At 63.1% G+C, this 14,341-nt stretch carries 16 protein-coding genes; 2 read left to right on the top strand and 14 right to left on the bottom strand.

The features are described 5' to 3' along the window. Positions 1 to 10: 10 nt before the first annotated feature. The 12 genes from F3089_RS11000 to F3089_RS10945 are packed head-to-tail and all read right to left on the bottom strand — an operon-like array spanning position 11 to position 11,068. Complete coding sequence (locus F3089_RS11000) at positions 11 to 1,417, bottom strand: ABC1 kinase family protein (RefSeq protein WP_151440855.1); 1,407 nt, start codon at positions 1,415 to 1,417, stop codon at positions 11 to 13. After that, positions 1,418 to 2,065, bottom strand: coding sequence for a lipoyl(octanoyl) transferase LipB (gene lipB / locus F3089_RS10995; RefSeq protein ID WP_151440854.1), 648 nt, complete (start codon positions 2,063 to 2,065; stop codon positions 1,418 to 1,420). Next, positions 2,065 to 2,334, bottom strand: coding sequence for an HP0495 family protein (locus F3089_RS10990; protein ID WP_095617973.1), 270 nt, complete (start codon positions 2,332 to 2,334; stop codon positions 2,065 to 2,067). Before F3089_RS10990 ends, lipB begins: the two co-directional genes overlap by 1 nt. Before the next feature lie 9 nt (positions 2,335 to 2,343). Next, complete coding sequence (locus F3089_RS10985; protein WP_151440853.1) at positions 2,344 to 3,495, bottom strand: D-alanyl-D-alanine carboxypeptidase family protein; 1,152 nt, start codon at positions 3,493 to 3,495, stop codon at positions 2,344 to 2,346. A 19-nt stretch (positions 3,496 to 3,514) separates the two neighbouring features. Continuing rightward, positions 3,515 to 4,390, bottom strand: a complete 876-nt coding sequence (locus F3089_RS10980) for a septal ring lytic transglycosylase RlpA family protein (RefSeq protein WP_151440852.1) — start codon at positions 4,388 to 4,390, stop codon at positions 3,515 to 3,517. Next, positions 4,383 to 5,258: a lytic murein transglycosylase B gene (gene mltB / locus F3089_RS10975; RefSeq protein WP_151440851.1), complete on the bottom strand. Its 876-nt coding sequence runs from the start codon at positions 5,256 to 5,258 to the stop codon at positions 4,383 to 4,385. The genes F3089_RS10980 and mltB overlap by 8 nt, the downstream gene beginning before the upstream one ends. Positions 5,259 to 5,267: 9 nt before the next feature. Further along, complete coding sequence (gene rodA, locus F3089_RS10970) at positions 5,268 to 6,413, bottom strand: rod shape-determining protein RodA (protein WP_340162441.1); 1,146 nt, start codon at positions 6,411 to 6,413, stop codon at positions 5,268 to 5,270. A gap of 24 nt (positions 6,414 to 6,437) precedes the next feature. After that, on the bottom strand, positions 6,438 to 8,324 hold the full coding sequence (gene mrdA, locus F3089_RS10965) for a penicillin-binding protein 2 (RefSeq protein ID WP_151440850.1): 1,887 nt from the start codon (positions 8,322 to 8,324) through the stop codon (positions 6,438 to 6,440). A 2-nt stretch (positions 8,325 to 8,326) separates the two neighbouring features. After that, a complete protein-coding gene (gene rlmH / locus F3089_RS10960; protein WP_151440849.1) occupies positions 8,327 to 8,800 on the bottom strand; it encodes a 23S rRNA (pseudouridine(1915)-N(3))-methyltransferase RlmH in 474 nt (157 codons plus the stop codon). A gap of 1 nt (position 8,801) precedes the next feature. Continuing rightward, positions 8,802 to 9,152 (bottom strand): ribosome silencing factor, encoded by a 351-nt coding sequence (gene rsfS, locus F3089_RS10955; protein ID WP_151440848.1) that lies wholly within the window; start codon positions 9,150 to 9,152, stop codon positions 8,802 to 8,804. Between the two features lie 2 nt (positions 9,153 to 9,154). After that, positions 9,155 to 9,799 carry a nicotinate-nucleotide adenylyltransferase gene (gene nadD, locus F3089_RS10950; protein WP_202405609.1) on the bottom strand — a complete coding sequence of 215 codons (645 nt, stop codon included), beginning with the start codon at positions 9,797 to 9,799 and terminating at the stop codon, positions 9,155 to 9,157. 12 nt (positions 9,800 to 9,811) lie between these two features. After that, positions 9,812 to 11,068: a glutamate-5-semialdehyde dehydrogenase gene (locus F3089_RS10945; protein ID WP_151440847.1), complete on the bottom strand. Its 1,257-nt coding sequence runs from the start codon at positions 11,066 to 11,068 to the stop codon at positions 9,812 to 9,814. Positions 11,069 to 11,183: 115 nt separating this feature from the next. Between F3089_RS10945 and F3089_RS10940 the strand changes: the two genes are divergently transcribed. Both F3089_RS10940 and F3089_RS10935 read left to right on the top strand, forming a co-directional pair. Continuing rightward, positions 11,184 to 12,014, top strand: coding sequence for a GGDEF domain-containing protein (locus tag F3089_RS10940; RefSeq protein WP_192497351.1), 831 nt, complete (start codon positions 11,184 to 11,186; stop codon positions 12,012 to 12,014). After that, positions 12,007 to 13,062: a GGDEF domain-containing protein gene (locus tag F3089_RS10935; RefSeq protein ID WP_192497350.1), complete on the top strand. Its 1,056-nt coding sequence runs from the start codon at positions 12,007 to 12,009 to the stop codon at positions 13,060 to 13,062. Before F3089_RS10940 ends, F3089_RS10935 begins: the two co-directional genes overlap by 8 nt. Here the strand turns inward: F3089_RS10935 and F3089_RS10930 are convergent. Next, positions 12,987 to 13,562 carry an LON peptidase substrate-binding domain-containing protein gene (locus F3089_RS10930; RefSeq protein ID WP_151440844.1) on the bottom strand — a complete coding sequence of 192 codons (576 nt, stop codon included), beginning with the start codon at positions 13,560 to 13,562 and terminating at the stop codon, positions 12,987 to 12,989. The genes F3089_RS10935 and F3089_RS10930 overlap by 76 nt on opposite strands. 25 nt (positions 13,563 to 13,587) lie before the next feature. Beyond that, positions 13,588 to 14,214, bottom strand: a complete 627-nt coding sequence (locus F3089_RS10925) for a class I SAM-dependent methyltransferase (protein ID WP_095617985.1) — start codon at positions 14,212 to 14,214, stop codon at positions 13,588 to 13,590. Between the last annotated feature and the right edge of the window lie 127 nt (positions 14,215 to 14,341).

The following is a 14,341-nucleotide window of genomic DNA, read 5'->3' as shown; positions in this document are numbered from 1 at the left end:
GAATCCGCGGTCAGCCGGAGGTGCTCCCGGATTCCCCATAGAGATAGTGGCGCAGTACCGGTTCGCCATCGAACTCCGCCGCCAGCACGGCGATGAAGGTGTAGACGCCCACCAGCTTGCGGTTGAGGAAGACGAACTCCTTCGGGGGCATACGGAAGTAACGGTTGATGGCGGACCGGGTAGCCTCGCGCGCCACGCGGTTGGGCAGGTCGCTCTGCTTCCAGCGGTATTCACCACGCTCATTGACCGCGTAGTCCGGCTTCTCTATGGCCTCGCCACTCAGCGGCTCGAGCACCCGCATACAGACCCCGCCAAACCGCTCGAGGACCGGCCGGGGCCAGTCAGCCTGCATGAAGTTGAGCTTGATACCGCCTTCAATGACGGCGTCCAGATCCTGCTCGTAGGACGCCCGGATCATGTCCCGGACCGGCCCCAGGAACTCATCGGAATACCGCTGCACCGCCCCGAAATCGAGCAGCACAATGCAGTCCCGATCCCCGGTCTCCTCGGCCAGCCGGATCCGGTAGTTCCCGAAGTTCGGATCGGTCTGGATTTCGTTCCAGATGAACAGTTCGCTCAGGAACAGCTCCAGCGCCCCCTTACCCAGCGCGGAGCGCCGCTCCAGGGAGAGAGACTGGACCGGCTCGGAGCCCACCGGATGACCGGATTCGTAGGTCGACGCAATCACATGGTCACTCGAGTATTCCTCGACGACCCGGGGCACGATGAAACGCGGATCATCCAACAGCTTCTGCCGGAATGACTCGGTGGTGCGGGCTTCCAGGCGGTAGTCCACCTCCCGGTGCATCATGGCGCGGACTTCCTCCAGCCACTCATCGAAAGCCGGCCCCCAGGAAACCACACGGGCCATCTTGAGCACCTGGGCCACAGAGTTCAGGTCGGAGTCCACGGCATCGGCCACGCCGGGGTACTGGATCTTGAGAACCAGCTCCTCACCATCCTCACGACGGCGTGCCCAGTGCACCTGGCCCAGTGAGGCAGCACCAATGGGCTCCGGGTCGACTTCCAGCTCGGACAGCCGTTGCTCACCCAGTTCCGCCTTCAGGGTCCGCTCGATGGTGGCCCACTCCAGGGAGGTGGTGCGATCCTCAAGGGTGTGCAGGGCCTCGGTGACTTCCTCCGGAAGGAAATGCTCGCCATAGAGCGCCATGATCTGGCCGATCTTGACCACACTGCCCTTGAGCTGCCCCAGCTCCTCCACCAGGTACCGCGCCTGGCGTGACAGCATGTCGCTGCGGCGCTGCTGACGGCTCTCACGGTTTCCAAACCAGTTGGTGGCGTAATGGCCCGCCATGCGGGTGCCGGCGAAAAGCCCGGCCCGTGTCAGGCTCAGGCGGCGCTCAAAGCTGCCGGTCTTGATGCGTGACACCGAACTGCGTTTCTTCTCGGAGCCCATTCACTCGCTCCCGGCCTGTTGCAACCGCTCCAGCAGGGTCCGCTGGAGTACATCCGATACCGCGCCCAGAGACACGCTCTCACCCAGCTGATCCCGCAGCTGGGTGACGGGCATGCCCGCATAACCACAGGGGTTGATCCGTTGAAACGGTGAGAGATCCATGTCCACATTGAGTGCAAGTCCATGGTAAGCGCAGCCACGCCGCACCCTCAGACCCAGTGAGGCGATCTTTTCACCCGCCACGTAGACACCGGGCGCGTCCCGGCGGGGGGCGGCCTCGATACCCCAGTGTGCCAGCACTGCCACGGTGGTGTCTTCCAGCAGGCTGACGAGCTGGCGCACGCCCAGCCCGCGACGGCGGATATCAATCAGTGTATAGAGCATAAGCTGGCCGGGGCCGTGAAACGTGACCTGGCCGCCGCGGTCGACCTGGACCACTGGTATATCGCCCGGCCAGAGAAGATGTTCAGCCCGGCCGGCCTGGCCCTGGGTAAACACGGGGTCGTGCTCCAGCAGCCAGCACTCGTCACGGGTGTTGCCATCACGCTGGTCTGTAAAGGCCTTCATGGCCTCAAAAACAGGCTCATAGGCGCGCCGACCGAGCCACTCAAACCGGGGCTCCTCAGCAGGGGGGACAGACTGGCCCATCAGACCACCATGTGAACCTGACCGGTGGCCTTGAGTGCCGCGAACAGGTTCTGCAGCTGCTCTTCACCGGTGGCCCTGAGAGTAACGCGAACCGATATGAACCGGCCGTTGCGGCTCGGCTGGGCGGTGAGTGTCGCCGGGTCAAACGCCGGGTCGAACTGCTGCACAACCCGGGTCACCGTCAGTGCGAAATCTTCGCTGTGATCCCCGATCACCTTGATCGGGTAGTCACAGGGGAACTCGATCTGGGGATTCTGGCCTTCACTCATGCCCCTAGGTTACTGGAACAGCCCCAGGAAGAACAGCTTGATGGTGTCCCAGAGGCGGCGGAAAAGCCCACCCTGCTCCACGGAATGCAGCGCCACCAGCTCCCTTTCGGCGAGTGTGCTGTCTTCATGGGTCACCGTCAGATCCCCGAACACCTCACCGCGCTCGATCGGGGCCTCGAGGACGGATTCAACGGATACGGCAGGCTCCAGTTCTTCCCGCGATCCGTTCGGAACCGTGAGATACAGATCTTCCTGAATACCAAGATCCACCCGATCGCCAGCACCTTTCCAGACCCGGGCATCGGTCACCTTTTCCCCGCCCTCGTAAAGACGGAAGGTCTCATAGTAACGGAAACCGTAATTCAGAAGCTGCTGGGACTCACGCGCCCTGGCTTCTTCGCTGGCGGCTCCCATAACCACACTGACCAGGCGCATGCCGTCGCGTTCGGCGGATGCCGCCAGGCAGTAGCCCGCGTCATCCGTATGCCCGGTCTTGAGCCCGTCGACGGATTTGTCACGCCAGAGCAGCTGGTTACGATTGGGCTGGCGGATGCCGTTGTACGTGTAATGGCGCTTGGAGTAGAGATCATAGGTATCCGGAAAATCACGGATCTTGGCGCTCGACAGGAGTGCCATGTCCCGCGCCGTGGTGTACATATCCGGGTCAGGCAGGCCGGTGGGGTTGGTGAAGTGGGTATTGTCCATTCCCAGCTGGCTGGCCTGCTGGTTCATCATCTGGGCGAATGAGCCCTCGCCCCCGGCAATGTGTTCCGCCAGCGCCACGCTGGCATCATTGCCCGACTGCACGATGATGCCGTGCATCAGTTCCCGCACGGTTACTTTGGTGCCTTCCTTGAGGAACATCCGGGAGCCGCCGGTCTTCCACGCATTGACGCTCACCGTGGTTTCCTCATCCATGCTCAGGCGACCGGCCTCCATCTCGCGGTCCGCGATGTAAGCCGTCATCATCTTGGTCAGGCTCGCCGGTGCCACCCGCTGATCCGCGTTTTTCTCGACCAGGACCCGCCCGCTCTGGATATCCATGAGAATGTAGGAGTCCGCACCCAGCTCCGGTGGCGACGGTATCAGGCTCGATGCCTGAAGCGGCGCCGCCGCGGAAGCAATGCAGAAAACCAGTAGAATCGAGAACAGCTTACGCATGGTTGTATCGTCCTGATGGTCAGCCCGTGCTACCGACGGGCCGTGTAATGATGATGGGCTGCCCCAGCTCGTTCCGCTCAATGGCGCGGCGAGCCTGCTCGGCCGCTCCCCGCTCCCGGAAAGGGCCAACCCAGACACGATGGATCTGCTCACCGTTCCGACCCTCTACCAGGTGGACGTCGCCGGCTGTCACCATGTGAAGCTGGGCCTTGAGCTGCGTGGCGGCGGTTAAGTTACCAAATGCGCCCACCTGAACAAAGAGACGGTCCTCTTTGTTTCCCGATGGTAATGCGGGCTTTTCAGCGGTTCCGGTCTCGCCTCCCCTGGCCTCGGGACTGGCGCCCGAATCATCGGGGCTGGCCGCAACGGCCTCAATATGCACACGCGTCGTACCCTGGCCCTCGAATCCAAGCACCTTGGCCGCAGCATACGAGAGGTCAATCAGACGCTCGCCGTGAAAGGGACCGCGATCGTTGACCCTGACAATGGTGGAGCGGTCGTTCTCCAGGTTGGTGACACGGACATAGGTGGGCAGGGGCAGGTTGCGGTGAGCCGCGCTGAGCTCGTACATGTTGTAGGTCTCACCGTTGGAGGTCAGGTGGCCATGGAACTTGCGGCCATACCAGCTGGCCCGCCCCCGGGCCTCATACCCCTCCGCGGAGTCCATGACTTCATAGGTCTTGCCCCAGACTTCGTAGGGTGACTTGTTGCCGCCCTTGCTGGGGGGTTCATAACGCGGTTCCGGCTCCTCGATGCTGGCAATGTCGAGTTCCCGATCCGGGCCAGTGTCCTGGGACAGAGTGTAACGGTCATCGGATTGACGCTGCCCGGTACCGGCACATCCGGTAACCAGCAACACCAGCGCCAGCAACAGCAGTCGGGCCCCACTACTCATCCAGTGCGGCCTCCTGCAGACGCTGTGCCAGCGACCACGCCGCCATGGCGTACAGGTCGCTGTGGTTGTAGCGGGTGATGACGTCAAAGTTGGCATGCGCGATCCAGTCCTGTTGACGGCCCTCCACGGTCAACCGCAACAGCCGGGTCTCGCCAACGGGCCCACGCCACTGCTCCAGGGGCATGACCACCGGTGCTCCCGGATGCCAGTGATGTTCGTGGAAATAGTTGGCGACACTCCCAATGGCATCCACTGGGCTGTCGAACAGATCCACGACGCCATCACCATCAAAATCCACAGCGTAGTGCCGATAGCTGCTGGCGATGAACTGGCCATACCCCATGGCGCCCGCATAGGACCCCATGGGATCGCGCGGGTCAAACCCCTGATCCCGCGCCAGCAAGAGGAAGTGGCGCAGCTCCTCGCGGAAGAAATCGGCTCTGGGCGGGTAGCCGAAACCCAGCGTAAACAGGGCGTCCAGCACCCGGTCGTTTCCGGCATGACGGCCGTAGAACGTCTCAATCCCGATGATCGCCGTAACCAGCTCTGAGGGCACACCATACCGCCGTTCAGCCCTGGCAAGAGTCTCCCGGTGACGCGCCATGAAGGCCCGCCCCTGCTTGACCCGTTCCGGGGTCAGGAAGATTCCGCGGTACTCACCCCATTCCAGTACCTTTTCGGCGGGGGCACTGATGCGCTCGATCACTGCCTCATCATGGCGGGCGGCATCCAACCATGCGTTCACCTGCTCGCGTTCGAACCCCTCCTCCCGGACCATGCGCTCAACAAACCGCTCCCGGTCCGATGTGGCGGCCATCACAGACAGGCTGAAAAGGGCGATCAACAGAACAATCGGGAAACGGGTCATGGTATCGGGTCAGGACTCCAGCATGCGTCGATGGGTGTGCACGGCCATAAGAATACCGAAGCCCGCGAGCAGCGTCACGATGGACGTTCCCCCAAAGCTGACCAGCGGCAGCGGCACCCCCACCACCGGCATCAGACCGCTGACCATGGCGACGTTCACGACCACATACATGAAGAAGATGATGGCAAGCCCGCCGGAGAGAAGGCGACTGAACGAGGTCTGCGCCATGGACGCGATGTACAGGCAGCGGATCACCACCAGCGCGTAAAGGACCAGAAGCAGGGTCACCCCCACAAACCCGAACTCCTCCGCCAGAACCGCCAGTATGAAATCCGTATGGCCCTCCGGCAGAAAATCCAGATGGGACTGGGTGCCTTCTCCCCAGCCCTTGCCGTGAAGGCCGCCGGAGCCGATGGCGGTCTTGGACTGCGTGATGTTCCAGCCAGCGCCAAGCGGGTCACTGCCGGGGTTGAGAAGCGTCAGCACCCGCTCCTTCTGGTAGTCCCGCATCACGAACAGCCAGAGCATGGGTATGGAGGCGCCGCCCGCGGCCACCATCAACATGATCAGCTTCCAGCTCAGCCCGGCAAGGAAGAGCACGGCAAGACCGGAGGCGATGACAAGTACAGCGGTCCCCAGGTCCGGCTGAGCAATGATCAGCGCGCCCGGCAGCGCGGTCAGCCCCAGGGCCATGAGGATGGGCAACAGCCTGGGTGGCAGTGACAGTTGGGCCAGGAACCACGAGACCATCAGGGGAACCCCCAGCTTCATTGCCTCGGACGGCTGGAAGCGAGGCAGCCCCGGCAGCGCCAGCCACCGCTGGGCCCCCTGGGCACCGGCACCAAAGAGCAGCACCAGAACCAGTGACAGAATGCCGGCCAGATACAGCCAGGGCGACCAGCGCCGGTACAGCATGGGATCCAGTTGCGCGAAGAACAGCATCGCCAGCAGTCCCACCCCAATGCGCAGCGCCTGGCTCTGGACAATGGCCATGCCATTCTCGCCCGCACTGTACAGAACAACCAGCCCGCCCCCCATGATCAGGAACAGCAACAGCAGTAACCACGGGTCCAGGTGCAGCCGGCTCATCCACCCGCCACGGCGGTTCAGGTGATCCGGCTCAAACGCAATCTGGCGTACGAACTCATGGCTCACGGCTGCTCTCCCCCGGTGACCCCATCATTCATCGTCCATCGCCCCCGGCACCGCCTGTTCCGTCAGCACCTCCGGGAAGCCATTGATCCATGCATCCGTCACCTGGCGCGCCACGGGGGCTGCCGTAGCACTGCCGCTGCCGCCGTTTTCCACCAGCACGGACACAACGATTTGCGGATCGTCAGCCGGAGCAAAGGCAACAAACAACGCATGATCCCGCATGCGCTTGGCGATTTCATCCTCGTCATACTCTTCCCCCTCCAGACTGAACACCTGGGAGGTGCCTGTCTTGCCCGCCATGCGGTAATTAAGACCCGGACTGATACGCCGGGCGGTGCCCTCCGAGCCATGCACCACGTCCTCCATGGCGTTGATGACGTATTCCCAGTCCGACTCACTGGCCATCTCGACCGGAGGACGCACAACGTCCGGAAGCAGATGCCGGGCCGGAATGTCGCCCTCGATGTAGCGCAGGTGGCGGGGCGCATGACGTTCTCCGCGGCTGGCGAGCACGCTGGTCGTCGCCGCCAGCTGCAGGGGCGTGGAGAGGAAATAGCCCTGGCCGATGCCCATGTTCACGGAGTCCCCAGGATACCAGGGCTCATTGTGCACCCGGCGTTTCCATTCCGGGCTTGGCAGGATCCCCGGAAGCTCGTCCCTGACGTCCAGGGAGGTAACGGTACCAAACCCGAAATGTTCCAGATAGTCAGCCATCATACCGCCGCCCATCTCGTACGCCATCTTGTAGAAATAGGTATCGCTGGACAGCACGATCGCGTCATACAGGGTCGTGTCCCCATGCCCCTGCCGCTTCCAGTTACGGAAGACCTGGCTGCTGTTCGGCAATTCATAGTAACCAGGGTCATAGACGATCTCGGACTGGGTCACGGTATCCGAGGCCAGCCCGGCGAGGGCAAGCATGGGCTTGATTGTGGAACCCGGCGGGTACTGGCCGCGGGTGGCACGGTTGAACAGGGGTTTGTCCAGCGAATCCCGGAGCTCGGCATAGCTCTCGTGACCAATACCGGTAACAAACTTGTTGGTATCAAACCCGGGGGTACTGACCTGCGCCAGCAGCCCACCCGTCTCGGGGTTAATGGCAACAATGGCGCCACGCCTGTCGCCCAGTGCTTCATGAGCCACCTGTTGAAGCCGGATATCCAGGTTCAGGGTCAGGTCCTGGCCCGGACTGGGGTCCTCGCGCTCAAGTACCCGCATGACCCGGCCACGGGCGTTGGTTTCAACATTCTGATACCCCACTTCACCGTGCAGCTCCTTTTCGTAGACCCGCTCAATACCCGTCTTGCCAATGTAGTGGGTGCCCGCGTATGCCACCTGATCAATGCGGCGTGCATCCTGTTCATTGATCCTGCCCACATACCCCAGCACATGGGAGGTCAGCCGGCCATAGGGGTAGTACCGCACCAGCCGTGCCTCCATCTCCACACCGGGCAGGCTGTGACGATTCACGGCGAGTCTGGCCATCTCGGCTTCAGTCAGGTGGTAACGCAGCGGCACGGGCTCGAAAGGCCGGCGCCGTTCATCCAGCCGCTCACGGAAGTTCTCAACATCCCCCGGCGGAACGTCGACAATATCCCGGATCTCACCAATGAGGGCATCCATGTCCGACACCTGCTCCGGGATGACCGTCAGACTGAAAACCGGGCGGTTTTCCGCCAGCAGCACACCATTACGGTCGTAGATCAGCCCCCTTGTCGGAGGCACGGGTTGCACCTGGACCCGATTGCGGTCGGAAATGGTGGTGTAGGTTTCGTGTTCGATGATCTGGAGGTAGTAGAAGCGGCCGATCAGGACCCCGGTCATCAGGATAACCACGATGATGGCCACGAAGGAGCGGCGCTGGAAGAGTTCCCGTTCCTGGCTAGTATTGCGGAGGGTGCCCCAGCTCATTGTCAGCCAGCCCTGTGGTAGGGATGGTTGCAGTTGATGCTCCAGGCACGGTAAAGCTGCTCAGCCAGCATCACCCGCACCAGGGGATGCGGAAGCGTCAGCGGCGACAGCGACCAGGCCTGATTGGCACGCTGCCGGCAGGCATCCGAGAGTCCTTCCGGCCCACCGATCAAAAAGGCCACGTCCTGCCCTTCCATCCGCCAGTGCTCTAGGCGCTCGGCGAGCTTCTCCGTGGACCACTGGCGACCGTCAATCTCAAGGGCGATCACCCACTCAGGGCCTCGCAGCGCCTTCAGCATCCGCTCGCCTTCATCCCGAACCGCGCGCGCCGTATCGGCCTGACGCCCCCGCCCACCGAGGGGCACTTCCGTCAGCTCCAGCCGCATTTCGCGGGGGAAGCGCCTGCGGTACTCCTCAAAGCCCGCATTGACCCAGTCGGGCAGTTTCTGCCCGGCGCTGATGACCTTCAGGTGCATGCTACTCCGTACCCGCGGCGCCCAGCCCCGGAGCATCCCGCCAGAACCGTTCCAGATCGTAGAATTCCCGGGTTGCCGGCAGCATCAGGTGGACGATGACGTCGCCCATGTCCACCAGCACCCAGTCACTGGTTTCACCGCCCTCGAGTTTGGGCTTGCTGTCCGCCTCCTGCTTGGCACGCTGTACCACTTCCTCAGCCAGCGAGTGGATATGGCGATTGGAGTTGCCCGAGGCGATGACCATGTAATCCGTCATGCTGGTACGGTCGCGCACATCCAGTACAGCCACATCCTGGCCCTTCATTGATTCGACGGCATCCACCGCCAGTGACTTCAGTTGTTCAGAATCCATAATCATCCTGTTTCAAGTCGGTACAGCCCCTGATCCCGAATGGTGCGCCAGACCGCATCCGGCACCAGGTAGCGGATTGATCGCCCGGCAACCGCCCGGCTCCGGACTTCCGTGGCCGCAATTTCCAGCAACGGCAACTCCATCACCAGAATGGAACCACTGGCACTGCGCTGGAGCTCAGCCGCTTCGGCTGCCCGGCGTTCCTGCAACATGGCTGCAACAGGCTCGGGGGGCGCCAAAGGAAATCCGGGTCTGTTGACCACGATTATATGGGCGAGCTCCGGCAGTTGCATCCAGCCGCGCCACTGATCGAAGGTGTTGAAGGCATCGGTTCCCACAACCATTGCCAGCGGGGTCTCCGCCCCCAGCTCAGACCGCAGCTGCTGGAGGGTCTCGCCGGTATAGGATACCCGGTCCTGGTCCAGTTCGCGGGAATCCACCATCAGTCCCGGCTCTTCCGCGACCGCGTCCCGCAACATTTCCAACCGGTGGGCGCCCTCCGCCCCCGGCTGATCACGGTGCGGCGGGCGATGGCAGGGCATGAGCCGGATGCGGGCACCGTCGAGACGTTCATGCAGCTCCACCGCCATCCGGAGGTGGCCGTTGTGGACGGGGTCGAAGGTGCCGCCCAGCATCACGTGCAGCATGCCGGCTCCAGGTCAATCACGGACATGGCCATCCCCGAACACAACGTATTTCTGGCTGGTCAGCCCTTCCAGCCCTACCGGACCCCGGGCGTGCAGCTTGTCGGTGGAAATGCCAATCTCGGCCCCGAGGCCGTACTCAAAGCCATCCGCGAAACGCGTGGAGGCATTGACCATCACAGAACTGGAGTCCACCTCCGTCAGAAAGCGCCGCGCCCGGGTATAGTTCTCGGTGATGATACTGTCGGTATGCTGGGAGCTGTAACGGTTGATGTGTGCCATGGCCGCATCCAGCCCGTCCACGACCCGGATCGACAGCACCGGCGCCAGGTATTCCGTGGCCCAGTCCTCCTCCGTTGCCTCACCGGCCTCCGGGAGAATGGCACGGGTAGTGGCGCAGCCTCGCAGTTCCACGCCGATACGCTGCAGCTGCTCGGCAATTGGCGGCAACAGGGATTCGGCGACGGGGCCATCCACCAGCAGGGTTTCCAGTGTATTGCAGGTGCCGTAACGCTGGGTCTTGGCATTGAGCGTCACGTTCACGGCCTTCTCCGGATCCGCGTCACGATCCAGGAAACTGTGGCAGATCCCGTCCAGATGCTTGATGACAGGCACCGAGGCCTCATTACTGATGCGCTCGATCAGGCTCTTGCCACCACGGGGAACGATCACATCCACGTACTCGGGCATCCGGATCAGGTGACCCACGGCCTCGCGATCGGTGGTTCCAACCACCTGCACGCCGGTCTCGGGCAACCCGGCTTCCCGCAGCCCCTGTGCCACGCATGCGGCAATGGCCTGATTCGAGTGCGAGGCCTCGGAGCCACCACGCAGCACCGTGGCGTTGCCGGATTTGATGCAGAGACTGGCCGCATCCACGGTGACGTTGGGACGGGACTCGTAGATGATGCCGATCACCCCCAGCGGCACCCGCATGCGCCCGACCTGGATACCGGACGGACGGTACTCCATATCCGTGATCACGCCCACCGGGTCCGTGAGCCCGGCGACCTGGCGCAGGCCCTCGATCATGGTATCGATGCGGCCGCCGGTGAGTTCCAGGCGGTCCAGCATGGCCTCATCAAGCCCCTTGTCACGACCCGCCTCCAGATCCTTACGGTTTTCCGCCTGCAGCGTCTCCCGGCTGGCGTCGAGCGCCCGGGCCGTGGCAAGAAGGGCCTCATTGCGCGCTCCGGTGCTCGAACGCGCCAGTTCGCGGCTCGCCGCCCTGGCCTGTTCACCCAGGGCCCGCATCATGGATTCTGTGCTCATATCCCTCCCAATCGGATTCCGCATCTGTTTTCAGGGCACTGCGGGAAAAGTACGCTATTATACGCGTGCGTGGGGCAGCGGATACAGCCTCGCATTGCAACACCGGGAGCTGATCATGGAAACGGAAACAGCAATGCCCGTACCACTGCGGTGGACGCTGCGGGCCGGATCCCTGCTGCTTTTGCTTCTGAGCCTCGCGATCTTCGCCGGGCACTGGCCCTGGCTGACGCCCCTGGCGTTCCTGGTGCCGCTGTCACTGTTCGCCGGCTGGGGCCTGTGGGTGGCAGGAGCCTGCTGCGCGGTTTTCCTGGCCGCCACACTCAGCCTGGGTCTGTCGACCGAACTCGGCATGGCCCGCCACCAGTTCGTACCCATGCTGATCCTTGCCACCGGCCTGGCCGCGGTTTTCGTGTACCTGCGGGAATACAAGGCCGCCCAGCTGGCCCCCCTGCGACGCACCGACTCACTCACCCTCGCCTCCATCAGGGACTACCTCGACAGTGACCTGAACCGTGAGATCCGGCGGGGTGAGCGCGAAGGCACACCGGTTACCGTGGCTGTCCTGCATCTTGATGCCCCCGAAACCCCGCTCCCGGAACAGGATCAGAGCAACCTGATGGTGCGGCTCGGCCGGCTGCTGCATCGCACCCTGCGGGACTTCGACAGCTACTACCGCAATAATGAAACCGGTTTCATCATTGTGTTGCCAGCCACTGCGACACCCGATTCCGTCCGGACCATTGAAGGCATCCGCAGCCAGGCCAAGGACATGCTCACCCGCGAAGGGATGGAGCTGACGCTCTCGGCCGGCGTGGTGGGCGCCAATGTGGGCGATGACGCCCGCAGCCTTTCAGAAAAGGCCCAGGAAACCCTGCGCCGGGCCCAGAAACAGGGGGGCAACCGGACGCTTACATGGACGGACGCCGGAGGCACAGGTCATGACTGAAACCGCACTGCGCACCCGTACGAACAGCGTTGTCTATGCGCTGATGCTGCTGTGCTTCATGATCCTGGCGGAACGGAGCCTGCGTTACGGGTTCTATGAGCTGTTCTTCAGCGGCCTGACCATTACCGCTCTGGCGGCCGCCGGCATTGCCGCCACCCTGATCCGGCGACACCGCCAGCTTCAGACCCGCAGCCACCTGCTGATCCTGGTCCTGATGGCCATCATTATTCTCCAGGCCATTGCCCGGGAGCCGTCCCTTGCCTTCTACTGGCTCTACCCGATGCTGATGGCTGCCTTCCTGCTTCTCAGGGTCCACCAGGCCGCCGCCCTCTGTGCAGCTGGCCTGCTCCTCAGCCTGATCGCGGCCTGGAATCTGCCACCGCGGGACCAACTGACGCTCGCCGGCACCGCCCTGCTCCTGGCAGGCGGTGCCGGGTGGTTCGCGCGCCACTATCATGCCAGTGCCCGCTACGTGGACACGCTGACCATCGTGGACCCGGAAACCGGGGCCTACAACGAACGCAGTCTCAATGAGACCCTCAGCAGGGAGATCAGCCGCTCCGAGGCCACGGGCCACCCGCTGTCGCTGGCCCTGCTGAGGATCGATCACCGGGAGGAACTCTCCGGTGTTTACGGCGAGGACGCACTGACCGGGCTCAGTGCCGCCATCAGCCGGAGCCTGCGTACCACCATCCGGGCCGGGGACAGCCACTACCATCTGGGCGACGGCCGCTTTTTCCTGCTGCTGCCGTTCACCCCTGAAGAGGGGCTGCGGGTGACCGCGGAACGCGTGCGGCGGCTGCTGGGCGAGTCACGCTGGCCCACGGTGGAGAGCATCACAGCCAGCATCGGCTGTACCACGCGCTCGCCCGGGGAAACCTCGGCGGACTCACTGCGCCAGCGCTGTGAGAAAGCGCTCGGGGAGGCCCAGAGGCGCGGCCACGACCAGGTCTGGCACCAGGGCACTCAGGCTCACTCCATATCATCCACCAGCCGTGACAGCACTTCCAGCCGCTCCAAGGGGTCATCCATCTCCACCAGCGACTGACGCTGCTCAATAGCCAACGGCAACAGCTCCGTCAGCCGCCACCCGACCTGACGCGCATCGTCGTAGTCAATGGTCAGGCCGAGTTCCGCCACGGATGGATGCCGGCACAGCGCCGCCAGCAGCTCGGAAAGATCCTCGTGCCGCAAGGGCGTACGCGCCCGGGGCTCCTCGGGCAGAGCCACCACGTCACCGCGGTTGAGGCCATCCGTCTCCCGCCAGTTCCGGGCCACGGACACCTTGCCGAGACCTTCCACGGTAATGCCCAGCAAGCCGTTCTCCAGCGGCGAGAAATCCACCACCGAAACCTCACAGCCAATCGGATGGAAGGCGGCATCCGCGCTGGTATCACTGCCGCCCTGCTCAAGCAGAACCAGCACAAAGGGCTCCCGGGCGCGCAATGAATGGGTGAGCATGTCCATATAGCGGCGTTCGAAGAGCCGCAGAGGCAGGCGGCCGCCGGGAAGCACCACCGAGTTGAGAGGGAACAGTGCTCGATTCATAGCCGTGGCTCCCGGCGGACGGGGGTTACTCTTCGGGGCAACGCCCGTGCAGCATGGTCCAGTAACCGAACAGGTTCACGGACTCAATCCTCTCCACGTTCAGGCCCACATTCTCAAGCACCGGTTCCATGGGGAAGTCCGGATCAAAGCCAAGCGGTGCGGCCCAGCGCGAAAGCGCGGACTCGAACCGGCGGACAAGGGGATTCTCCTTGGCGAAGTGGTTAACGAAGATCACGTCCGCACCCGGCTTGGCGACCCGGCGCACCTCGCTCATTACCTTGTAGGGATCAGGCACCACGGAGAGCACGTACAGGACCATGATCTTGTCGAAGCTGTTGTCCGGGAAGTCCAGCGCTTCGGCGTCCATGTTGTACAGCTCGCAGTTGGTCAGGCCGTGCTTCTGGATGCGCTTCTCGGCCTTGTCGAGCATGTCCTGTGAAATATCAACGCCAGTAACATGGATATCCACGTCATCGGGATATTCCGGCAGCGAAAGGCCTGTGCCCACGCCCAGCTCGAGGACATGATCCCCGGACTCAAACTGAAGAGAGTCCATGGCCACATGCCGGCCGTTCCGGAACACCAGCCCGAACACCCAGTCGTACACCGGTGCGTAACGCTTATAGGCACCCTTGATGCTGTCGTTGTCCACTTTCTGTACTCCCTCGATTCAAGAAGGTTGATACAGTACCAATCACGGGTTCGCTCGTCATCTCCCTTGGGGGCAGACAGCCGGATTACAGGCGCGTTATAGTTCCCGGATCGGCTCTGAATCCAGG

It is taken from the genome of Halospina sp. K52047b (assembly GCF_008709855.1).
Taxonomy (GTDB): Bacteria; Pseudomonadota; Gammaproteobacteria; order Pseudomonadales; family Oleiphilaceae; genus Halospina; species Halospina utahensis_B.
This window is presented reverse-complemented; position numbering and strand designations above follow the sequence as displayed.